This window comes from Vreelandella sedimenti (assembly GCF_013416325.1).
Classification (GTDB): domain Bacteria; phylum Pseudomonadota; class Gammaproteobacteria; order Pseudomonadales; family Halomonadaceae; genus Vreelandella; species Vreelandella sedimenti.
Genome location: NZ_JACCGK010000009.1, coordinates 117,382 through 138,885, shown reverse-complemented (window position 1 = coordinate 138,885; position 21,504 = coordinate 117,382). Strand labels below are relative to the sequence as shown.

General features: G+C 54.5%; 24 protein-coding genes. 7 read left to right on the top strand and 17 right to left on the bottom strand.

Going from position 1 to position 21,504, the window contains the following annotated elements; translation table 11 throughout:
• Positions 1-8: 8 nt before the first annotated feature.
• The 3 genes from HZU72_RS11805 to HZU72_RS11795 form a co-directional block, all read right to left on the bottom strand.
• Complete coding sequence (locus HZU72_RS11805) at positions 9-1,289, bottom strand: TRAP transporter large permease (RefSeq protein WP_180092088.1); 1,281 nt, start codon at positions 1,287-1,289, stop codon at positions 9-11.
• A 2-nt stretch (positions 1,290-1,291) separates the two neighbouring features.
• Entirely contained in the window at positions 1,292-1,885 is a 594-nt protein-coding gene (locus HZU72_RS11800; RefSeq protein ID WP_180092086.1) for a TRAP transporter small permease, read from the bottom strand.
• 70 nt (positions 1,886-1,955) lie between these two features.
• Positions 1,956-3,029 carry a TRAP transporter substrate-binding protein gene (locus tag HZU72_RS11795; protein ID WP_180092085.1) on the bottom strand — a complete coding sequence of 358 codons (1,074 nt, stop codon included), beginning with the start codon at positions 3,027-3,029 and terminating at the stop codon, positions 1,956-1,958.
• A gap of 250 nt (positions 3,030-3,279) precedes the next feature.
• On the opposite strand from HZU72_RS11795, the gene HZU72_RS11790 reads away from it, so the two are divergent.
• Complete coding sequence (locus tag HZU72_RS11790; RefSeq protein WP_180092084.1) at positions 3,280-3,723, top strand: MarR family winged helix-turn-helix transcriptional regulator; 444 nt, start codon at positions 3,280-3,282, stop codon at positions 3,721-3,723.
• Between the two features lie 118 nt (positions 3,724-3,841).
• Positions 3,842-4,273, top strand: a complete 432-nt coding sequence (locus tag HZU72_RS11785; RefSeq protein WP_180092083.1) for an organic hydroperoxide resistance protein — start codon at positions 3,842-3,844, stop codon at positions 4,271-4,273.
• A gap of 15 nt (positions 4,274-4,288) precedes the next feature.
• Here the strand turns inward: HZU72_RS11785 and HZU72_RS11780 are convergent, their stop codons facing one another.
• On the bottom strand, positions 4,289-4,984 hold the full coding sequence (locus HZU72_RS11780; protein ID WP_180092082.1) for an aspartate/glutamate racemase family protein: 696 nt from the start codon (positions 4,982-4,984) through the stop codon (positions 4,289-4,291).
• Positions 4,985-5,088: 104 nt separating this feature from the next.
• Between HZU72_RS11780 and yghU the strand changes: the two genes are divergently transcribed.
• Complete coding sequence (yghU, locus tag HZU72_RS11775; protein WP_180092081.1) at positions 5,089-5,961, top strand: glutathione-dependent disulfide-bond oxidoreductase; 873 nt, start codon at positions 5,089-5,091, stop codon at positions 5,959-5,961.
• Positions 5,962-6,036: 75 nt separating this feature from the next.
• Here the strand turns inward: yghU and HZU72_RS11770 are convergent, their stop codons facing one another.
• The 12 genes from HZU72_RS11770 to HZU72_RS11715 all read right to left on the bottom strand — a co-directional run bounded on the left by HZU72_RS11770 (position 6,037) and on the right by HZU72_RS11715 (position 17,837).
• Positions 6,037-6,354, bottom strand: a complete 318-nt coding sequence (locus HZU72_RS11770; RefSeq protein ID WP_180092080.1) for a DUF6693 family protein — start codon at positions 6,352-6,354, stop codon at positions 6,037-6,039.
• 78 nt (positions 6,355-6,432) lie between these two features.
• Complete coding sequence (locus HZU72_RS11765; protein ID WP_180092074.1) at positions 6,433-6,762, bottom strand: hypothetical protein; 330 nt, start codon at positions 6,760-6,762, stop codon at positions 6,433-6,435.
• 47 nt (positions 6,763-6,809) lie between these two features.
• On the bottom strand, positions 6,810-7,799 hold the full coding sequence (locus tag HZU72_RS11760; RefSeq protein ID WP_180092073.1) for a lipid A deacylase LpxR family protein: 990 nt from the start codon (positions 7,797-7,799) through the stop codon (positions 6,810-6,812).
• A 264-nt stretch (positions 7,800-8,063) separates the two neighbouring features.
• Positions 8,064-8,603: a YaeQ family protein gene (locus HZU72_RS11755; protein ID WP_180092071.1), complete on the bottom strand. Its 540-nt coding sequence runs from the start codon at positions 8,601-8,603 to the stop codon at positions 8,064-8,066.
• Positions 8,604-8,672: 69 nt separating this feature from the next.
• Positions 8,673-9,374: a glutathione S-transferase family protein gene (locus HZU72_RS11750; protein ID WP_180092069.1), complete on the bottom strand. Its 702-nt coding sequence runs from the start codon at positions 9,372-9,374 to the stop codon at positions 8,673-8,675.
• A gap of 53 nt (positions 9,375-9,427) precedes the next feature.
• On the bottom strand, positions 9,428-10,045 hold the full coding sequence (locus HZU72_RS11745; RefSeq protein ID WP_180092067.1) for a LysE family translocator: 618 nt from the start codon (positions 10,043-10,045) through the stop codon (positions 9,428-9,430).
• A 100-nt stretch (positions 10,046-10,145) separates the two neighbouring features.
• Positions 10,146-10,919, bottom strand: a complete 774-nt coding sequence (locus tag HZU72_RS11740) for an enoyl-CoA hydratase/isomerase family protein (protein ID WP_180092065.1) — start codon at positions 10,917-10,919, stop codon at positions 10,146-10,148.
• Between the two features lie 117 nt (positions 10,920-11,036).
• Positions 11,037-11,885 carry a 3-hydroxybutyryl-CoA dehydrogenase gene (locus tag HZU72_RS11735; protein WP_180092064.1) on the bottom strand — a complete coding sequence of 283 codons (849 nt, stop codon included), beginning with the start codon at positions 11,883-11,885 and terminating at the stop codon, positions 11,037-11,039.
• A 40-nt stretch (positions 11,886-11,925) separates the two neighbouring features.
• Complete coding sequence (locus HZU72_RS11730) at positions 11,926-13,554, bottom strand: acyl-CoA synthetase (protein ID WP_180092062.1); 1,629 nt, start codon at positions 13,552-13,554, stop codon at positions 11,926-11,928.
• A gap of 131 nt (positions 13,555-13,685) precedes the next feature.
• Complete coding sequence (locus tag HZU72_RS11725; protein WP_180092060.1) at positions 13,686-15,473, bottom strand: acyl-CoA dehydrogenase; 1,788 nt, start codon at positions 15,471-15,473, stop codon at positions 13,686-13,688.
• Positions 15,474-15,596: 123 nt separating this feature from the next.
• Entirely contained in the window at positions 15,597-16,970 is a 1,374-nt protein-coding gene (locus HZU72_RS11720; RefSeq protein ID WP_180092058.1) for an MFS transporter, read from the bottom strand.
• 180 nt (positions 16,971-17,150) lie between these two features.
• Entirely contained in the window at positions 17,151-17,837 is a 687-nt protein-coding gene (locus HZU72_RS11715) for a class I SAM-dependent methyltransferase (protein WP_235976087.1), read from the bottom strand.
• On the opposite strand from HZU72_RS11715, the gene HZU72_RS11710 reads away from it, so the two are divergent.
• From HZU72_RS11710 to HZU72_RS11695, 4 genes are all read left to right on the top strand, one after another.
• Positions 17,836-18,219 (top strand): glyoxalase/bleomycin resistance/extradiol dioxygenase family protein, encoded by a 384-nt coding sequence (locus tag HZU72_RS11710; RefSeq protein ID WP_064234599.1) that lies wholly within the window; start codon positions 17,836-17,838, stop codon positions 18,217-18,219. The genes HZU72_RS11715 and HZU72_RS11710 overlap by 2 nt on opposite strands.
• A 115-nt stretch (positions 18,220-18,334) precedes the next feature.
• A complete protein-coding gene (locus tag HZU72_RS11705) occupies positions 18,335-18,724 on the top strand; it encodes a DUF4870 family protein (protein ID WP_180092056.1) in 390 nt (129 codons plus the stop codon).
• Positions 18,725-18,726: 2 nt separating this feature from the next.
• On the top strand, positions 18,727-19,662 hold the full coding sequence (locus tag HZU72_RS11700) for a lysophospholipid acyltransferase family protein (RefSeq protein ID WP_180092054.1): 936 nt from the start codon (positions 18,727-18,729) through the stop codon (positions 19,660-19,662).
• Positions 19,663-19,681: 19 nt separating this feature from the next.
• Complete coding sequence (locus tag HZU72_RS11695) at positions 19,682-20,032, top strand: DUF4870 family protein (protein WP_180092052.1); 351 nt, start codon at positions 19,682-19,684, stop codon at positions 20,030-20,032.
• Between the two features lie 8 nt (positions 20,033-20,040).
• Here HZU72_RS11695 and HZU72_RS11690 read toward each other — a convergent pair whose 3' ends face one another.
• On the bottom strand, positions 20,041-21,450 hold the full coding sequence (locus HZU72_RS11690) for a mannose-1-phosphate guanylyltransferase/mannose-6-phosphate isomerase (protein WP_180092050.1): 1,410 nt from the start codon (positions 21,448-21,450) through the stop codon (positions 20,041-20,043).
• Positions 21,451-21,504: the final 54 nt, after the last annotated feature.

The window sequence follows — 21,504 nt, the reverse complement described above, 5'->3', positions numbered from 1 at the left end:
CAAGAACCTTAATTGCCGCGCACGGCGGTAAGATCAGGCAGCCAGGTTACAATGCCCGGGAAGGCAATCAGAATTACCAGTACGACTAGGAGCGCCGCATAGTAAGGCAGCATGGCTTTGACCAACGACTCCATGGAGACTTTACCCACACCACAACCTACATAAAGGCAGGTACCTACCGGCGGGGTTAGCAGCCCAATGCCCAATACAAACGCCATCAGTACGCCAAAGTAAGCAGCATCAACACCTACCGAAGTCACGATTGGTGCCAGCATGGGCGCCATGATGACCATGGCCGGCGTCAAGTCCATTACGAAACCCACCAACAGCAACAAAGTCGCCACAATCAGCAGCAGCATAAACGGATCTTGAGTGATCGCCTGCACCTGACTGACCAGGGTTTGTGGCACCATATTGATAGTAAGGAACCAAGCAATAACCGTCGCAAATGCTAGCAGCATCATCACCATGCCGGTCAAACGGGCAGTCCGAATCAGCATACCGCCGAGCTCTTTGATCTTGAACTCACGGTAAACCACCAGCGAAATAGCCAGCGCATAAAGCAGTGCCGCCACGGCCGCTTCGGTGGCGGTAAATACGCCGCCAATAATACCGCCAATCACGATGACCGGCAGAACAAGCGCAAGCCAGGCATCTTTGAAGGCTTTCCAGAGGCGATCCCAGCGGAACTGCTGCACGCCGCCGCCATCCTTTTTGGCAAGAATATAGGTGGTCACCATCAGCGCAAAGCCAATCAACAGCCCCGGAATGATACCGGCTATAAACAGGCGGCTAATCGAGGTCTCAGTGACGATGCCGTACAGAATCAGCGGGATGGAGGGCGGAATAATAATTCCGATCACCGACGACACGGTATTGATTGCGGTAGCATTAGCCGCGGTGTAGCCCTGCTCTTTCATGGAGGGAATCATCATCGCCCCAGTAGCGGCCGTATCGGCCACCGCTGACCCACTGATGCCGCCAAAGAACATCGAACCGGTAATGGCAACCTGCCCTAGCCCGCCGCGCATAAAGCCGACCATCGCGCCAGCCAGTTCCATCAAGCGACGAGCAATACCGCCATTACTCATCACCTCACCGACTAAAATAAAGAACGGGATGGCGAGCAGCGGAAAGCTATTCACCCCACGAATCGACTGCTCGATCATAATCGACAGTGGAATATCTGAGAGTACCGCCATCACCAGCGCCGCCACGCCTAAACCAAAGGCAATGGGCAGCCCAATAACGATAGAGACCAATAAAATGGCCAGGAAAATCCATAGCATGATTAGCGCTCCCGCTCAGAGTGGCGAATAACGTTAAGGCTGACCCACATCCGCCACACCGCTACCACCGCAATAAAGATGACGCACAGCACCAGAGAAAGGCTGATAAAACTCAATGGTACATCCATAATCGCTGAGCGCCCGCTTGAACGCGACAGCACTTGGTAGCCACCCCAAATCATTACCACCATTAGGCCGGTAATAATCAGGTGCTGCAGTAAATAGAGCATGTGTGCCAAGCGCAGCGGCAAGCGCCGTACTAAGGCATCAACGGCAATGTGCTCGTAACGGGAAAACGCCGCGGCGGCCCCGATAAACACCAGCCATATAAACAGCATGCGCGCCAGCTCATCTGCCCAGGGCAGTGAGTAATTAAACAGCGCGCGCCCTACCACATTGCAAGAAACGGACACAATCAACGCCACTAAAATAGCGCCGATAAGATACTCCATACCTAGGGTAAGCCAGCGGAACAGCGCCGGGCCTTGGCGGGCATCGGTATCGATTTCCAGAAGCTTGCGGTTGGGGTCGTCCAGATACACCGAGGGGTCTTCAATCGGCGTAGGGGTATTAGGGGGTGTAGAGGAGAGTGACATAGGAGCTCCAGGGGCACTGACACGTTGGGCAGGCTCGATAGCCTGCCCAACGGTGCGCTAAACGTAAGGTTTAGTTGCTGCTCTCTTCAACGATCTTTTGAATGTCGGCGATCAGGTCTTCGCCAATGCGCGGCGCCCACTCTTCATAAACCGGTTGAACAGCATCTTGGAACGCGGCTAACTGCTCGTCGTCCAGGCGGGTAATTTCCATTCCGCGCTCTGCTAGCTGATCCCGTGACCAGTCATCATACTCAGCAGACAGCTGAATTTCATATTCAGCGGACTGGCGAGCGGCTTCCAACACCAACTCTTGATACTCAGGCGCCATGCGATCCCAAGTACGCTCGGAAAGCATCATGATAAAGGGAGTATAGACGTGGCGTGTTTCAGTGCCATAGTCCTGCACTTCGTTGAAGTTAGAGGTCAGGATGGTGCTCCAGGGGTTTTCCTGGCCATCTACAACGCCCTGCTCCATTGCAGAGAAAAGCTCACCAAAAGCCATCGGCGTTGGGTTAGCACCTAAGGCTTCCCAAATCGCCAGATGCACCGGGTTTTCCATGGTACGAACGCTTAAACCGCGCACATCTAGACCTGCTACGTCGTCAGGACTTGCCACCGGGCGAGCACTGTTAGAGAGCTGGCGATAGCCATTCTCAGAGAACGCGAGTGCTTTCAGACCAGTGCCTTCAAAGGCGTCCAGCATGTCTTGGGCCACATCGCTCTGCATGACCGCTACAGCGGCTTCGCGACTAGGCAACAGGAACGGCAGATCAAAAGCGGCCAGCTCTTCAACGTAACCCGTGGTGGCTGAGCTCGACGGATAGGTCATATCCAGCGTACCGGTTTGCAGCATTTCCATCATTTGAACGTCATCGCCTAACTGACTGTTAGGGAAAACGTTAACCGTGATGCGGCCGTCAGTGCGCTGCTCCAGAATCTCACCAAAGTATTGGCTGGATAGGTACTGCGGAGAGCTTTCCGCCAGGCCGATACCCATGCGCAAAGTATGCGAGCCGTGGTCGCCGACTACCTCGCCTTCTATTTCAGGCGGATCAGAGAGTTCCGGGCTTTGGGCATGGGCCATACCAAATGTCAGGGTGGTCGCGCCGACGAAGGTCAGCGTGTTGCGCCAAATAGGGGTCATAGCGTTGTCTCCAAATACTCATTGTTGTTAATGACTGGGTTGTTAATAGCTGAGTCGTTAAAGTGATGTTGTTAATGGCCGATTCAATGAACGGCAATTTGTTACCGGTAACATTGAGTATGCGAAGGCTAGCTACCTGCCTTGTGCGTGTCAAAACAAAACTGCCAACTTACGACCAACGTCTAGGGATAGCCACTTACTGCTTCGCGCGCTACATTACCCTACATATTTCGGATCGGAACCCATACTTGTGCAACCATCTTGTAGCGAATTAGAGCTCGATCACCAACTTTGCTTTGCGCTCTACTCAACTTCGTTGATGATGACCAAAGTTTATAAACCCTTGCTCAAAAAACTGGGGCTTACTTACCCGCAATACCTAGCCATGCTAGTGCTGTGGCAAAACGATGGCATCACGGTAGGCACAATGAGTAAGCGCCTACTAACCGATCCTGGCTCACTGACACCGCTGCTCAAGCGCCTTGAGGCCGATCAGTTGTTGAATCGCAAACGCAGCCACGAAGACGAGCGCGTGGTCCAGCTTTATCTCACTGAAAAAGGTAAAGCGTTGCGCGAACAGGCGTGCCATGTTCCCAGCTGTGTGGTGCATGCCAGCGAGCAATCGATCGAGGCACTGACCACGCTGAAAGAGGACTTAGTGCGGCTGCGTGATAGCCTGCAAAAGAACCAATAACCTTCGCTTTCTGGCGCAGGGCGGTGAGATTTATTTACCATTTATGTTGCGCGCAAAATAAAGCCGCGCTAAGTTAATGGCGCAGGCTCACAATGAAAACACTGACAGGAGATACAGAATGACGACCACTATTGAAAACGTTGTTTATCGTGCCCACGCCACCGCTACCGGCGGCCGTGAAGGCCAGGCTAAATCGTCCGATGGCGCGCTGGATGTTAAACTCAGCACGCCCAAAGAACTGGGCGGCGCAGGCGGTGATGGAATCAATCCTGAGCAGCTATTTGCCGCTGGCTACTCGGCCTGCTTTTTAGGTGCGCTTAAGCATGTCGCTGGCCAGGAGAAAGTAAAGCTTTCTCAGGATACGAAAATTGATGGTCACGTAGGTATCGGCGCCATTCCTACCGGCTTTGGCATCGAAGTCGAGCTAAAAATCAGTCTGCCCGGCCTTGAGCAAGACGCTGCCCAACAGTTGGTCGAGAAAGCCCATGTTGTCTGCCCCTACTCCAACGCCACCCGTGGCAATATTAATGTCACCCTGACACTGGTCTAAGCGTCGTTACCTAGATTAATCATTTAGTGCCCACGTCACCGCTCGCTGGGCATGCAGAGCGGTGGTGTCGTAAAGGGGTACCGTGGTATCACGCTGGCCCACCAGCATGGCGATTTCGGTACAGCCTAAAATCACCGCCTGGGCGCCATGAGCATGCAGGGAGTCAATGATTGCCAAGTAGCGCTGCCGCGATACATCTTCTATACGGCCCTGGCAGAGTTCATCAAAGATCACCCGATGAATAGTGTCGCGCTCAGACTGATCAGGCACCACGACTTCAATACCGAACTGCTTTTCTAAGCGGCCAATATAAAAGTCCTGCTCCATGGTAAAGCGCGTACCCAATAGGCCGACGCGAGTGACTCCATCGGCGGTGAGCTGTTCAGCCGTGGCATCAGCAATATGCAGCAGCGGAATAGTCACTGCCTGCTCAATAGCGGGCGCCACTTTATGCATGGTGTTGGTGGCAATCAGCAGGCAGTCGGCACCCGCGCGTTCAACGCTTTGGGCAGCGCTGGCCAGCAGTTCACCAGCAGCGTGCCAATCGCCCTGCTGCTGGAGCGATTCAATTTCTGCAAAATCGACGCTAACCATCACGATCTTAGCCGAATGGAAGCCACCTAGTGCTGCTTTTACGCCCTCATTTAAGGCTCGGTAGTAGCCTTGGGTAGATTCCCAGCTCATACCGCCTAGCACACCAATAACACGCATCCGCCACCTCTTTGGGAAAATGAACTACTTTATTATCAGGCTAAGTACTAGCTAACCCTTGTAGCCGCTTTGCCACCGATAGAATACTTATAGTGAGGAAACTAATGAGCGACAACACTTATACTCCCCCGAGCGTTTGGAAATGGGAATCTGGCAACGGCGGTAAATTTGCCAATATCAATCGCCCAATCGCAGGCCCTACCCATGACAAGGTGCTACCGGTAGGCAAACACCCTCTTCAGCTCTATTCCCTGGCCACGCCCAACGGTGTCAAAGTCACCGTGATGCTGGAAGAGCTGCTGGAGAAAGGTGTCGCAAGTGCCGAGTACGACGCTTACCTGATTCAAATTGGCGAAGGCGATCAGTTCAGCAGCGGCTTTGTCGAGGTGAACCCCAACTCCAAAATTCCCGCACTGATGGATCACTCAACCAATCCCCCCCAGCGGGTGTTTGAGTCTGGCGCAATCCTGCTCTATTTGGCTGAAAAATTTGACGAGTTCTTACCTAGTGACCCAGCGAAACGCACCGAGTGCCTCTCCTGGCTGTTCTGGCAAATGGGCAGCGCACCGATGTTAGGCGGCGGCTTTGGCCACTTTTACGCTTACGCACCGGAAAAGTATCAGTACCCGATTGACCGCTACACCATGGAAGTAAAGCGCCAGCTTGATGTGCTTGACCGCCACTTGGCGGAAAACCGCTTTATGGTGGGTGATGAGTACACCATTGCCGATATGGCGATTCACCCTTGGTATGGCGCACTAGTGAAAAATCGCGTTTACGAAGCGGCTGAATTCTTGGAAGCACATACCTACAAGAACGTTCTGCGCTGGACTGAAGAGATTGATGAACGTCCCGCCGTTAAACGTGGCCGTATGGTCAACCGCTCCTTTGGCGAGCCGCACGAGCAGTTGCATGAACGTCATGATGCCAGCGACTTTGCCCTTCGCACACAAGATAAACTGGCTGATAGCGAGTAACTAGCCGCTAAAAAAAGAGCCTACGCTTGATCTCTCAGCGTAGGCTCTTGGTAGCTTTCAACTCAAAGGCTAAGTTTATTCAACCCGTGAGTTATTCAAAGCGTAATTCCATACCCGGTAGAAGTAGAAAATATACCCCAGCCCAAAGGTGACCAGCGAAATCAGCATCCATAGGATGATGTGGCCAATATTGCTGAACAGGTTGATATCGCACTCCATTTTCCGCTCGACGCCAGTGCTGGCATCAACTAGCGATGTGCGATTGATGACAAACCGCGCAAACGAATAGGGAAAGAAAAATAATGCTATGCCAAACGTGATAATACTCAGCACCACCCAAACAAGTAGATGGCCAATGATATCTAGAATGGAGAGGTCTGCTTTGATCTTCACAGTTTGCCCTTAGTATGCGTGGAAAATGGCAGAGAGTAACACCGCAAGCCCCAACCGTGAATTAGAAATTAATATAAATTAGGGAAACTGCCGTTCACTCTCCCACCACTCGGCATAGGAACTGTTATGGGGCGCAAGACCGCCTTCATCGGGGGCATCATCATCCCACCATACCGGGCCACGCTCACCTAGCGCTTCTTTAGCGCTTTGCACCGCGTTGCGGGCTTGGCGAATCGCATCTTCATCGTCTTGCTCTTGGGCTGTTCTGACCGCCCGGCGGGCTTTCATCAATGCTTTGATATGGGTTCGCTTTTCGTCTTCATCTAAGCTCGGGTCAGTGCAGCGCCAAAGCCGATTTTTGGCGACAAAGTAGCGCCCATCTGGGGTGCGGGGGTACTTGTTAGCCATAAGCAATACTCCTGTCCCGATGGGCGCTACTCACTAACCGAACCGTTTTAGAAGCGCTTAGATAGCGTGATTGAGCCAAATTTATCCTGCTCTTCTTGGCCGTCGAATTCACGTGAGCGCTGAACTGCCGCGTAAGTGACCTGCCAATCATCCCAGGCCAGCGCCAGCCCCGCTGAGACGTCGCCCACCCACTCTTTGCGATCAACCGAGTGGCTATTTCTAAACGTATTGCCGTCAAGCGTCAGGTTTTGCGCCATATAGTAACCGTCTACGCTTGCAAACAGGTACCACTGCCACCCCCCTTTACCGGTCATATGCTGGCGGCTACCGGAGTTAGGCGTTAGCGTAGGAATACCAGGGGCCTCATCACCCCAACGCACGCTATACCCGGCGCTTGCATAGGTATAGAGGTTACCCAAAGCGGCGCTGACGCTGGGGCCATGGGCAAACTGCTTACCGATTAATGGGGAGCTATGCCACCACTGGCGACGCATGGCGACGTTAACGATGGCTTCATCGCCCAGTTGGTTATTCCAACCGCTGGGGCGATCGCTGTCGGTGATGCGGTGCACTTCACGTTGAATACTATCGGCAAGCGACGAAGGCCCTACTAAACCAATATCCAGGTGCAGGTCAGTCGCTTGGCGCCAGCTGCCCATGGGTACATCTTCGTAAAGTGAGATACCGCCGTAAACAATCCCTGCGTAGGGGCGATCATTTTCAATCAGTCCACGCTGCTCAATATTGTTTGGCGTATAAATCTGATGCACCAAACGAAAAGCTGCCATATCAGCGCTGCCAATAAGGCTATCGGGCAAAGCGGTGGCCAAGCGTTGCGTCCAGCTTTGTGCTTCAGGCTGAAACGCCCAATTAAGTTCAAAGCCACTGGTAAAGTGGCCATCATCACTGCTGGCCATGCCATCATTTTCATGCTTAATCGACAGGACACTATCGTCGGCTTGTGCCAGCGTTGACAGCAGGGTTACTACGGCCACTAGCGGGAGCAACTGCCATCGTAGAGGGGAGGTACCTTTCATTGCTCGTTCCTTGAGATTGTCCTAGGAAGTGTTTTTTTGGGACTGTTTTTTGAGACCGCTTTTGAAGAACATCAACAAACATTGTTGATTGTATGTAATTGTGCAAAAAGATAGCAAGCATACTTTTACCGTCTTCTACAGAAAAAAGCTAAGTCACTAAAATCAAAGGGTGGCTCGTAGGCCACCCCTTCTGCTGTCATTTGCTTAGATTTATAGCGTAGTCGACTAGACGGAAGTTTGTAGGCTAATGAATTAGTTGAATCACTATCTGTCGCTCAGCAGCCACTGCGGAGTGATTTCATGTTGGCCGTTTTCATCAGTAATAAACAGCGATCCTTCGCTGATCATTACTGCCCAGTTAATCGCCCGAGGCAGGTCTTTAGCGATAGTCGCTAGGGCCTCTTGTGGCAGCCCAGCCACGTGCACATTTTTCAGCGATGCCACGCTGGGCAACACTTTACTCTCCCATTGATCTACCCGGCCGTAAGCAAGTAGCGACACACGTTCTGCCCTACGTGAGCACCAGGTAATCCGCTCGGCATCGGGCAACCCCACTTCGATCCAGTGCAGTAGGCGACCGTCTAGGCTTTTCTCCCACAGCGCCGGTTCGTCTACATCGGAAAGCCCACGCCCGAAGGCCAGCGTCTCGCTATACCACAGCACATAAGCAAGCAAGCGCGCGGTCATACGCTCTTCGGTCTCTGACGGATGGCGAGCCACGGTAAAGCGTAGCGTTTCATACACCCCGCGATCCAGGTCGGTCAGATTGATATCAACTTTGTAGGGTGTTGCACTAAGAGCCATGAAAATGTCCAAACGAAATTTGCGTCAGTGTACCCGATGGTGGGTGTCTCTGGTGAATAGTCTGACAGGTCAAGCTTTGCGGTGATCAGCCGTTACCGTGCCATTTTTCAGCGTATCGGCCTCGTGCATGGGCTCACGCCATGGCTCTTCGAGCGCGGCTTGATACCACGCTTGCATTGCGGGCAATGCTAGCAAGCGCTCGACATATGCCTGGGATTTCTCATGAATCGGCAGGTTGAATGTCTGCACGCGAAACGCCACAGGGGCATAAAACGCATCTACTGCTGAGAAATGCTCACCCGCTAAAAATGGCCCGCCAAAGCGATCAATCCCCTGCTGCCATAGCACATCCAAGCGAGCCAAATCGGCTTTGAGCTTGGCCGATAAGCTATTTAGTGCCACCCGCATGCCGCAGTTCATTGGACACTCGTCGCGCAGGGCGCTATAACCGCTGTGCATCTCTGCTGTGGCTGAGCGCGCCCAGGCGCGGGCGGCTTTATCTGTAGGCCAGACGTTAGTGTATTGCTCAGCCAGATACTCGACAACCGCCAGAGAGTCCCACACCGCCAGCTCGCCTTTGTCCGTCACATCCATCAGGCAGGGCACCAAACCTGAAGGTGAGAAGCGAATGAAGGTGGCATGGCTTGCGCCCAAACCACCCTCGAACGGCATCAGGTGTTCGTTAAACGGAATCTCCAGCGCTTTCATCAACAACCAAGGGCGCAACGACCAAGAAGAGTAATTCTTGTTGGCAATATAGAGATCAAACATGCAGCGCTCCTGATGTGGGAAATCGAATTAGCCGATCAATTAAACAGCCGCTCTTAACGTGCCGCCTGAGCCAGCGTATTACCGCCTAATCCCATTAATACACCACCACCAATGCGCTGAATGAGCTGGGAGGAGCCATGGGATTTTTGTAACCACTGACGTAACGGGCTGGCCAGCAGGACCACCACAACATCCGCTGATGAGAACAGCGCATTAGTGGCGATACCTAGCCAGAGCAGTTGCCACGCTACCGGCATAGCGCTCTCGGGTTGCACAAATTGAGGCAGAAACGCGACAAAGAAAAGCGCGGTTTTAGGGTTGAGCACCTCCACCAAAAAACTGTCGCGAAGCACGCGTTTAGTGGTTGCCAGCGGCACCTCATCATTATGGGCACGAATGCCCTGCTGCCATAGCCTCAGCCCCATCCAGAGTAAATAAAGCCCACCGATGATTTTCATGGCGATATAAGCAGGCGGAATCGCTGCAAACAGCAGCGCCAACCCCAATGCGGCCGCCACCACATGAACGTAGCAGCCCATATGCACACCCATGACCGCTAACCATCCGGCTCGTCGGCCGCGCCCCAGGGTTTGCGCTGCGGTATACAGCATTGCAGGCCCAGGGAGATAGGCAAAACCCAGCGCGGCGAGGATGAATGCGGCCCATTGCATATTGGCGATTCTCTTGAAGGTAATGGTTAGGTTTCGAGAATAAAACGGTGGTGACGTAAGCGCCACCTCCTAAATAAGTAAAGCTGGAATGAGACCTGGTTTAGAAGTTAGGTTTACGCTTTTCAACAAATGCTGACATGCCCTCTTTCTGCTCGTTACCGGCAAAGCAGAAGGCGAACAAGCTGGTTTCCAGTGCCAGTGCACTATCCAGATCCTGATCCATACCATCGTGAACGGCCTGCTTGGCACCACGCACTGACTGAGGGCCGTTGCCTTTGAGTTGCTTGGTGAGCTCTTCAGCGTAGCTTTCCAGCTCCGCTTGCGGCATCACGCGGTTCACTAGGCCGATACGCAGCGCTTCTTGGGCATCGATTTTGCGCCCGGTGGTCACCAGGTCAATCGCCATGGCAGGGCCAACGCGACGTGGCAGGCGCTGGGTGCCGCCAAAGCCGGGGATGACGCCCAGCAGTACTTCCGGCTGGCCGAATACGGCGTTGTCACTGGCTACGGCCCAGTCGCAGGCCAGCGCCAATTCGCAGCCGCCGCCAAGGCAAAACCCGTTCACCAGCGCGACCACCGGCACGGGGAGAGTCTCTAGGCGTTTAATAGTACGCAGCGCTTGACTGGCAAAAGCCCGCGCTTCTTCGGGCGTTTTTTCACGCATTTCAGTGATATCGGCACCCGCGACGAAAGACTTCTCGCCCGCACCGGTAATCAGCACGGCGCGCAGGTTCGGGTGAGCCTCAAGCTCTACTAAGTGCGCTTCCAGTGCGGCAAGCACTTCACTGTTTAACGCATTCAATGCTTTGGGACGATTGATGGTCAGACGCACCACCCCGTCGTTATCAACCTTCTCGATGACTGCTTCGATCATGGCGGACTCCTTATTTGATTTGTTATGGAACATTAAAGTGAACACCACTCAACCCTAGCGAACGCTTGGTTGAGTGGCAATCACTTCTTTACGCCGTACTCTTCTCTTCAGCACAAGCTAATCGTAAGAATAGAAACCGCGCCCACTTTTACGGCCTAAGTAGCCCGCGGCGACCATGCGTTTAAGCAGTGGGCAAGGGCGATATTTGGGGTCGCCAAAGCCCTCTTGCAGCACATCCATAATCGCCAGGCACACATCCAGCCCGATTAAATCCGCCAGTGCCAGCGGCCCCATGGGGTGAGCCGCGCCGAGCTTCATGGCGTCGTCAATCGCTTCGGGGGTCGCGGTGCCTTCTTGAACAATAAATGCCGCTTCGTTAATCATCGGCACCAGCAGGCGATTTACCGCAAAGCCCGGCGCGTCGCCTACCGGCACAGCGGTTTTACCCAACGCTTTAGCCAGGGTTTCAATCTCGCCCACGGTAGCGTCAGAGGTTTGCTCGGCACGAATCACTTCCACCAGTTTGAGCACTGGCACCGGGTTAAAGAAGTGCATGCCTACTACTCGCTCAGGATGATCGCACACCGCTGCCAAGCGGGTGAGCGACAGCGACGAGGTATTGGAAGCCAGAATCGCGGTGCTGCTCAAGCGGCTTAGATCGCGAAACAAAGTCTCTTTGAGTTCAGGCTGTTCGGGTGCGGCCTCGATAATAATTGCGCAGTCGCCTAGGGCACTCAGTGTGGTTGTGGTAGATAGACGGGCTAGAGCGGCGCTTTTATCCGATGCGCTGATTTTCTCTTTAACGACCAACTTACCCAAGCCTTTATCAATGTTCGTTTTGGCACGGCCAAGCTGCTCTTCGGCCACATCGTAAAGGCACACGTTAAAGCCACTAGCAGCCACTACCTGAGCGATCCCCTGCCCCATGGTACCGGCTCCTACAACGCCAATAAGTTGGTCGCTCATGCACTCTCTCCTCTATCGATTATCACTACACTAGGGTTTATCAATGGTTTTTAGCTTCTTCACGCAGTACGAACTTTTGGATCTTGCCTGTCGAGGTTTTGGGTAGCTCGCTGAAGATAACCGTTTTGGGGACTTTGTAGCCCGCCAAATGTTCGCGACAGTGGGCGATAATATCGGCCTCGGTCACTTCGCCGTAACCGACTTTGAGCTTCACAAACGCACAGGGCGTCTCGCCCCACTTCTCGTCAGGCTTAGCGACCACCGCCGCCTCTTCAACGGCGGGATGGCCGTAAATGGCGTCTTCTACTTCAATGGTCGAGATGTTCTCTCCACCGGAAATAATGATGTCTTTCGAGCGGTCTTTGATCTCGATATAGCCATCCGGATGCCAAACTGCCAAGTCGCCGGTGTGGTACCAGCCGCCCTCCAGCGCTTGCTCGGTGGCCTCCGGGTTCTTTAAATAGCCCTTCATGACGTTGTTGCCACGCATCAGTATTTCACCCATGGTTTGGCCATCCTTAGGTACTGGCTTCATGGTGAGCGGATCAGCCACGCACAGCGCTTCAAGCATGTGGTAGCGCACCCCTTGGCGTGCTTTGATTTTGGCCCGCGCTTCCAGTGGCAATTCATCCCACGCTTGCCGCCAGGCACAAACGGTTACTGGCCCATATACTTCAGTCAGGCCATACACGTGGGTTACTTCGATGCCCAGTTTCTCCACCCCAGCAATCACCGAGGCAGGCGGCGCGGCACCAGCCGTGGTGACTTTGACCGGATGCTCAAACTGATGCTTATCTTCCGCAGGCAGGTTCACCAGGCCATTAAGAATAATCGGCGCCCCGCTGAAGTGAGTGACCTTCTCTACGGCAATTAGCTGCATGATCTTTCTAGGATCGACACGACGCAGGCAAACGTTAACCCCGGCGTTGGCGGCAATCGTCCAAGGGAAGCACCAGCCGTTGCAGTGGAACATCGGCAGCGTCCATAGGTAGATCGGATGGTGGGGCATTGCCCACTCCATAATATTGCTCACCGCATTGAGATAAGCGCCGCGGTGGTGGTAGACCACGCCCTTGGGTTTTCCGGTGGTGCCAGAGGTGTAGTTGAGGGAGATCGCATCCCACTCATCGGCAGGCAGCTGATAGGCAAAGTCAGCGTCACCCTCTTGAAGCAGCGCTTCGTACTCCACCTCCCCAATGCTCGGGGTGTCGCCAAGAAACTCCACATCGGCCACATCGATGATAAGCGGCTTGAGGGGTAGTTTGGCAACGGCTTGCTGGATGACCTCAGCAAACTCTGGATCGACCAGAATGGCTTTCGCCTCACCGTGCTCCAGCATATAGCTGATCGCCTCAGCATCCAGGCGAATATTCAGCGTATTAAGCACGCAGCCGGCCAGCGGCACGCCAAAGTGTGCTTCAAACATGGCGGGGATATTGGGCAGCATCGCCGCCACTGTTTGGCCTGGCTGAATGCCCCGTTTTTCGAGCGCAGAGGCAAGCTGGCGGCAGCGCGACCAGGTTTCGCTCCAGCTGCGTCGCGTACTGCCATGTACCACCGCCGGGTAATCGGGATAGATCGACGCCGAGCGCTCGATAAAGGTAAGCGGTGAAAGCGGCACATGGTTGGCAACGGTTTTGGGCAAGCCTTGCTCAAAGATAGCGGTCATGGTCGGCTCCTGACTTTTGTTGATGTTATTGAAAGCGTTCGTTTTAAGGGATTGTTTAAAATGGTTGTTTTGATCGCTTAGAAACAGCGCCGCCGCCTCAAGGGGCGGCGGCGTGAAGCTGAAAATTAGCGTTAGTGAACCTCAAAATCGCTTAAGCACTGCATACCCGCCTCAATCACCGTGCGCTGGGCACGGCCTACCGGCAACCATTGGGTGATGGCAAATTCGGCGCTGCGCATCTTGGCAGTATAGAAGGGATCATCGCTGCCGTTGTTAAGGGCAGCATGGGCGCTGAGAGCCGCCTGCCCCATTTGCCAAGCACACAGCACGTGGCCCGCCAAATTAAGGAACGGGGTTGCGTAAGCCTGCACCGCATCTGCGCCGGTTTCAGGGTCACTGCCTTGTTCCTGCACAATTACCTGGGCAGCTTTCAAATCCTCAAGCCCTGCGGCCAAGCCACTGCTCAACACTGACAAAGCGGGGTCGGCATTGAGTTGCTCCACGGTGGCGTAAACGTCGTGAAGCAGCGTGGCGAGCGCTTCGCCGTTGTCACGCTGGAGTTTACGTCCCGCCAAGTCGAGCGCCTGAATACCGTTGGTGCCTTCGTAAATCGGGGCAATGCGGGCATCGCGCAGTAGCTGCGCTGCTCCGGTCTCTTCCACATAGCCCATCCCACCGTGTACTTGAATGCCCATGGAGGCGATATCCACTGCTTGATCTGTGGAGAAGCTTTTGATCACCGGAATAAGGATATCGGCGCGGGCCTGGGCAGCTTGGCGGGCATCGTTACTCTCCGCGTGGCGGGCAGTGTCCAACTCGGCGGCGCAATAGAGCGCCAGCGCACGCAGCGCATCGGTGCGTGAGCGCATAGAGAGCAGCATACGTCGCACGTCCAGGTGATCACTGATGCTGCATTCGGCGCCGCCACGTGTTTTTGGAGAACGCCCCTGACGGCGCTCCAATGCATAGGCAAAGGCGTGCTGGCAGGCACGTTCAGCCACGCCGATGCCCTGAATACCGACTTTGTGGCGCGCCTCGTTCATCATGGTAAACATATGATTAAGGCCACGCCCCTCTTCTCCGACCAAATAGCCGATGGCACCACCATTTTCGCCAAAACTCAGAGTGCACGTCGGCGAGCCGTGAATGCCCAGCTTATGCTCAATAGAGGCACAGGTGACATCGTTGCGCTCACCCAAGGAGCCGTCTTCATTGACCAGGAACTTTGGCACTAGAAACAGGGAGATGCCTTTGTTGCCCTCCGGCGCATCGGGCTTGCGGGCAAGTACCAGGTGGATAATGTTTTCGGCGGCATCGTGTTCGCCCCAGGTGATATAGATCTTCTGGCCGCTGATGCGGTAATGGTCGTTTTCAGGTACCGCGCGGGTACGCACTTGGGAGAGATCCGACCCTGCCTGGGATTCGGTCAGGTTCATGGTGCCCGTCCAGGTGCCTTCCACCAGCTTGGGCAAATAGGTCGCTTTGAGTGCATCGCTGCCGTGATGGGCCAGCGCTTCGATAGCGCCAGCAGTCAACATAGGGCAGAGCCCTAGCGCCATATTGGCGCCGTGAAGCATCTCCTGCACCGCACTGGCAACCACTTCTGGCAGGTTCTGACCACCTAATGCTTCTGATACACCAATACCGTTCCAGCCACCCTCGACATACGCTTGGTAAGCCGTCGCGAAGCCTTCCGGCGTCGTCACGCTGCCATCGGAGTGGCGCTTGGCCCCTTGCTGATCGCCAATCTTATTAAGCGGGCCCCAAACGTCACCGGCCAGTTTTGCGGCCTCTTCGAGTACCGCCTCGACCAAATCCGGCGTGGCCTCTTCAAAGCCCGGCAGGCTGAGCGAACGGTGCGCTAATAGCTCTTCAAGCACAAAGCGCAAATCGCGTACCGGTGCGGCGTAAACATTCATAGCGAACCTCGGGCTGAAAATTAAACAATTGTTTGAAAGTGTGCCCTTGATAGTAGTAACACTCTCTTGCCCACACCATTAGCCCAAGGTATCACCCGCTATGATTAGCGTCTTCACCCATCTTTATTTTCGCTCACTTGCTTGCTCCACATCATCATAATAAGTGATATGGCTCTCATCTTCCGCGGGCGGCCCTACCACCGGTTCAGCGGCGTCGACGTCCCATACGGCATCTGAGAGATCCTCTAAGTGCTCGTGTTCCAGGGCCCCCTGCATTAACTCTTCGGTCACCACTAGCTCGGCGCCTGCTGCCGTCATTGGCGTAGTCGGTGTAAAGGGTGCCACAGGCACAGGCGCCGGACGCACGCTACGCCGCCAGGAGAAGAACATAAAGAAGAATAGACTTAGTGAGCCGAAGGCCCAGAACAGACCCGCATCGCCCATTACAGTCATCACCGGGGAGATCATCAGCGGGCTGATCGTGGCGCCAATTGAGTTAATCAACAACAGGCCCTGGCTCATGCGTACCAGCGCCCCTGCGGGTGCGCGGTCGGCGGCGTGACTCACCGCCACCGGATAAAGCGCGAACACCCCACCGCCGAGCAAAAATAGCAGTACCGCCAACAGCGGCGTAGAGAGCGGCAGCCAGAGCATCGCCGCCGAGATCAGCACACAGAAACCGCTAATGCCAATCAGCACCATTTGTCGGTCATGGCGATCCGACCAGCGGCCAATCGGGTACTGCAGCAGCATCGCGCCCATAATCACCACTGCCATCATCTGCCCCACTTGGCTGACACTCATGCCAATGCGCTGTAAATAGAGCGGGAGCAGCGTATACGCTGCGGCTACCACCATCCCGGAGCCTAAACTACCCATCACACCGGTGGGCGTCAGGGTGATCAACCGGTGCGGGGGAAGCGGTTCGGCGTGCTCCATAATCGGTGATACGCGAGGAATCATCGCCATAGGTAGCACAGAGAGCGAGGCCAATAGCCCAATCACCATAAAGGGCGCAGTGACGCCCATGGCATTGGTCACACCCAGCAGCAGTTGGCCCAATACACCGGCGGCGTAAAGCGAAATCATGTAAAGCGCCAGTAGGCGGCCGCGAACCTTCTGGTCGCCTGACGTGAGCAGCCAGCTTTCGATAACCAGATAAACCCCTACCGTGGCCCAGCCGCCGATAAGGCGCAGTACAAACCAGGCCCAAGGATCGAAGAACAAGCCTTGCAACAGCACCGTGACGGCTACTAATGAGGCAAAACTGCCGTAAGCGCGAATATGACCGATGCGCAGCAACAGGCGGTCATTCACCATTGCGCCCAACGCTAAACCGATAAAGTAAGCCGACGAGACAATACCGATTACCGTGGCCGACTCACCGGCAGCATCCAAGCGCACGGTAATTAAGGTGGCAAGAAAACCGTTGCCAATCCCGAGAATGAAGAGCCCTAACAGGGGCGCCAGCGCCATGGCTAGCAGTTGCCGCGACATGAAAACCTCGTCTTGCCTAAAAGTGGTGAAACCAAGGACTGAAAACAGGCGTAAAAACGCTACTCAGCGTGTCCACAGGAACCGTCATCTCACCTGGCACATCGAGTCAGGCCGGGATAGCGGCGCGCAATTATTGCCCCAAAGGGGGTAAAGTCAATGCTTTTCTAACGTTACAATTATTCACGTTAGCGTTTTGTGTAGAATAACCGTGTCTGGCCCAGGAAATTCCACTACTAAACTATTCTTGTGTGCCCACCAACGGAAGGTCTCCTCACTAAAAAAGCTGATATGGGTGGGGTCGCTAATATAGTGCCAGCGGGCAAAAGCCTCCGGCGAAGTGACGCGCTTGGTCATTAACCCCAGATAGCCATCTGGCGCGAGCTGGGCTGCCAACTGCGTAAGCACCTTACCGGGCTGCGCCAAGTGCTCAACAACCTCTGTGGCGGTGATAAAATCATATATTTGTGTCAAAACTGAGGCATCGGGGGCGTAAAAAAGGTCGTAAATAGCCATCGGGTGCCCCTGCTCTGCGAACATAACCGACAGCGTCGGCCCTGGCCCTGAACCAAAATCGAGACCGCGGGCGTTGGGTTCGAGTTTAGCTAACAGCGGGGTAAATAAACGCCCTAAAAAACGCCGGTATCCCGTATCATGCGGCGAGTTTTGATGTTTATCGTATTCGGCCTTTTCTGCAGTGGCGCTTAAATGCTGCTCAGGGGGGACAAATACCAGCTTGCACGTGGCACACTGGTAGTAGTCACGACGCCGATCCCGGTGGTAGGGCGCAGTAGTGGGCTCCACACAGAGCGGACAGCAGCGCATCATCGTATTCTCTGGCTTATCGTTACGTATTAAGGAAGGTGGCATGCTATCAGGTCTGGATCATCTTGTTGTAACCGTGACCGATATGGGTCGCGCAGTCGATTTTTACTCGCGTGTTTTGGGCTTAGACGTGCGCTATCGCGACGCCCAACGGGTCGATTTAATGCTCGGTGATACGGCGCTTCGCCTACATCAAACCGACACCGATATTGCCCCCATTTCAGCCACACCCACCCCTGGCAGCCTGGACTTATGCCTGCGCTGCCAGCTGCCGCTGGATGAGTTCAAGCAGCATTTAGATGCGCTGGCGATAGACGTAGAGCTAGGCCCCGTCGCCCGCCAAGGCGCCAATGGCCCGATTGAATCCATCTACCTGCGTGACCCGGACGGCAACCTGCTAGAGATTTGCCGCCCCACTTCGCGTTAATGCTAAGTCTAATGAATCAAGGTATTATATATCGCGCTTAAATAGCGCGCACTGATATGCAATGGGCATCATCTCTCGCTGCAGCACTTATACAGATTTATCGAAAGGAAACGTTATGCTTGATAACGAAAGTGAATCCCCACTCGGCGGCCAAGTCGTCAACGGAGAGCAGAGCTCCCAACCCGACACAACCATGGCCATGGTGATTTACGCCCTCTATCTAGCCAGTTTTATACTTGGTTTTACCTCGATTATTGGTGTAGTTATCGCCTACGTCTATAAAGGCAAAGGCCCTGTGTGGCTTGACGAGCATTACCGCTATCAAATTCGTACCTTTTGGATAGGGATGGTATACGGGCTCGTTTGCTTGCTCTTATCCGCGATTCTGATCGGTTTCCTGCTTATGCTACCGTTAGCAGTTTGGCTGATCATTCGTTGTGTTAAAGGCTTCAAAGGGCTACAAGAGAAACGTGCGCCCTCCAATGTAGACACTTGGTTGATTTAACGATGACACCACAGGGGGCTAATAACGGTAGGCGTTTTTCCAAAGCCAGTGCGATCAGCTGGCTGTGGCGTCAACTGTCACGCTGGCCACTTGCGCGCCTGTGGCGTATTTCTTCGGCGCTAGGCCCCCTGGTTTACCGCTTTAATAAGCGTGAGCGCTGGGTAACCGATCGCAACTTAGCGGTTGTTTACCCAAATATCTCCATTGCTGAACGTAAAACTCTCGGTCAGCACAGTTTACGCCACTCCACGGCTACGATGCTGGAACTGGGGCACGCCTGGATGGCGGAACCAAACAAGGTAGAGAGCAGCATTTTAGCGGTGCACGGTCGCGACAAACTCGATAACGCCCGCACCGAAGGCCGCGGCGTGATTGTGCTTGCCCCGCACTTCGGCAACTGGGAGGTGCTTAACTTTTGGCTATCGAGCCATTTTCCTTTCACCGCCATGTACGAGCCTCCCAAAATCACCGCCCTTGATCCCGTCATTCGTCATGGCCGAGAGCGCATGGGGGCAAGTTTGGTACCCACCAACCCCCGCGGCGTTGCGGCATTACTTAAAGCCCTTAAACGCAGCGAAGCGATTGGCATACTACCTGACCAGGAGCCCGACTGGGGCAGCGGCGTTTTTGCGCCCTTCTTTGGTCGCGAGGCTTACACCGCCACCCTGCTCCCGAAATTGGTCGCCCGCACCCAGGCGCGGGTAGTCACCGGCGTCGCGCTACGTATTCCTGGTAAAGGGTTTGAGATCCATTTTCTGGATGCCGACGCACGGGTCTATAGCGACAATGATGTACAGTCTGCCACAGGCGTCAATGCCAGCGTCGAGAGTGCGATTGCCTTAGCGCCCGCACAGTATCAATGGGAGTACAAGCGCTACCGCAAAGTGGTGCAGGAGCAGCAGCAATTAGCCAACTTCCGCGACTATCGTCTTTATTAGGCTGAAAAAGAGAGAACTGATGGCACAACTCCCTATTCCCCGCGATGAAATACGCGCGCCGCAGATTATTTACGCGCTTTACTTAGCGGGTATTGTCACTGCCAATATCACCCTACTGATCGGCGTGGTGATCGCCTATGTCTACCGCAAAGACGCCGCACCGTGGCTGCAGCAGCACTACCGGTATCTGATCCGCACCTTCTGGATCGGCACGCTCTATGCCTGCATCGCCTTTCTTCTAAGCATTGTGATAGTCGGCACCCTGCTCTGGCCGCTACTAGCGGTATGGCTTGGCGTGCGCTGCGTACTCGGCTGGGTCGATGTTCGCAAAGGGCTAACACCGGCACGCCCTAATAGCTGGCTTTGGTGAGTTAGATGTCATTCATGGCTGTCACGGGCGTAAACATCATCTAAACGCTCGATATCGTCCTCGCCCAAATAACTCCCCGACTGCACTTCGATCAGTTCAAGAGGTATTTTGCCGGTATTTTCCAGACGGTGCAGTGCCCCAATAGGTATATAGGTGGATTGGTTTTCAGTTACCAAAAAGCGACTCTCTTCTAGGGTTACCTGCGCTGTTCCCCTCACCACGATCCAGTGTTCAGCCCGGTGATGGTGGCGCTGCAGCGATAAACGCCCACCAGGCTTAACGGTAATGCGTTTGACCTGATAACGCTCGCCTCTGTCCATGGCCTGAAAGCTGCCCCAGGGACGCTGGATCTGGGCTGCCGTGCAGGGTTCGCTACGTCCCGCTTGGGTAAGCGATGTGACTAACTGCTTTACCTGCTGCGCCTGATCACGGTGGGCCACTAGTACGCTGTCCGATGTCTCCACGACAATCAGATTATTCACGCCCAGTGTAGCCACCAAGCGGTGCTCGCCAAACACCAACGAATCCTGCGTGTCGGTCAACCACGTATCGCCTTTGGTAGCATTACCCGCCGCGTCAGGCGTAACGGTTGACCATAGCGCATCGAAACTGCCGATATCGCTCCAAGCGGCAGCCAATGGCACTACCGCAGCACGATCGCAGTGCTCCATCACCGCGTAATCGATGGAGTCTGCAGGACAGCGGCGAAACGCCGCTTCACCCAAACGTAGAAAATCCAAATCATGATGCGCACTGCTAATTGCCTCTTCACAGGCTTCCAACATATTTGGCTGGAGCCGTTTTAGCTGACCTAAGTAGCTTGAAGCGCGAAGTAGAAACATGCCGCTGTTCCATAGGTAATCGCCGCTGTCTACTAACGCTGTCGCCCGCTTGGCATCGGGTTTTTCAATAAAGGCCGCCAGATGATGACCTCCTTCCAGCGGCTCCCCGCACGCTATATAGCCGTAACCCGTTTCAGCCTGTGTGGGCACAACGCCAAAAGTTACGAGGAAACCCGCTTCAGCTAACGACACGGCCAGTGAAACACTATGTTGAAACGCCTGGACATCACCAATCACATGATCAGCCGGGAGCACTAGCAGTAGCGGATCATCGCCGGACTGACGCGCCAACAGCGCCGCACAAGCAAGCGCCGGAGCGGTATTGCGGCCTTCAGGTTCAAGCACCAGGGTAGCGGCTTGATCCATTTCGCGCAGCTGTTCGGCCATTAAAAAGCGGTGACTATGATGCCCCATCAGCATTGGCGCTGTGTCGGTTAGCCCAGCTAAGCGGCTTAGGGTTTGCTGGAGCAGACTCTGGGAGGAAGTGAAGCGCAAAAACTGTTTCGGCATCTGCTCTCGGGAAAGCGGCCAGAGCCGCGTGCCGCTGCCGCCACTTAAAATCACTGGCTGAATCATTGCTGCGTCCTTGTCATTGTGTTTGAAACGGTGACTGATCGAGAATCAGAGGTA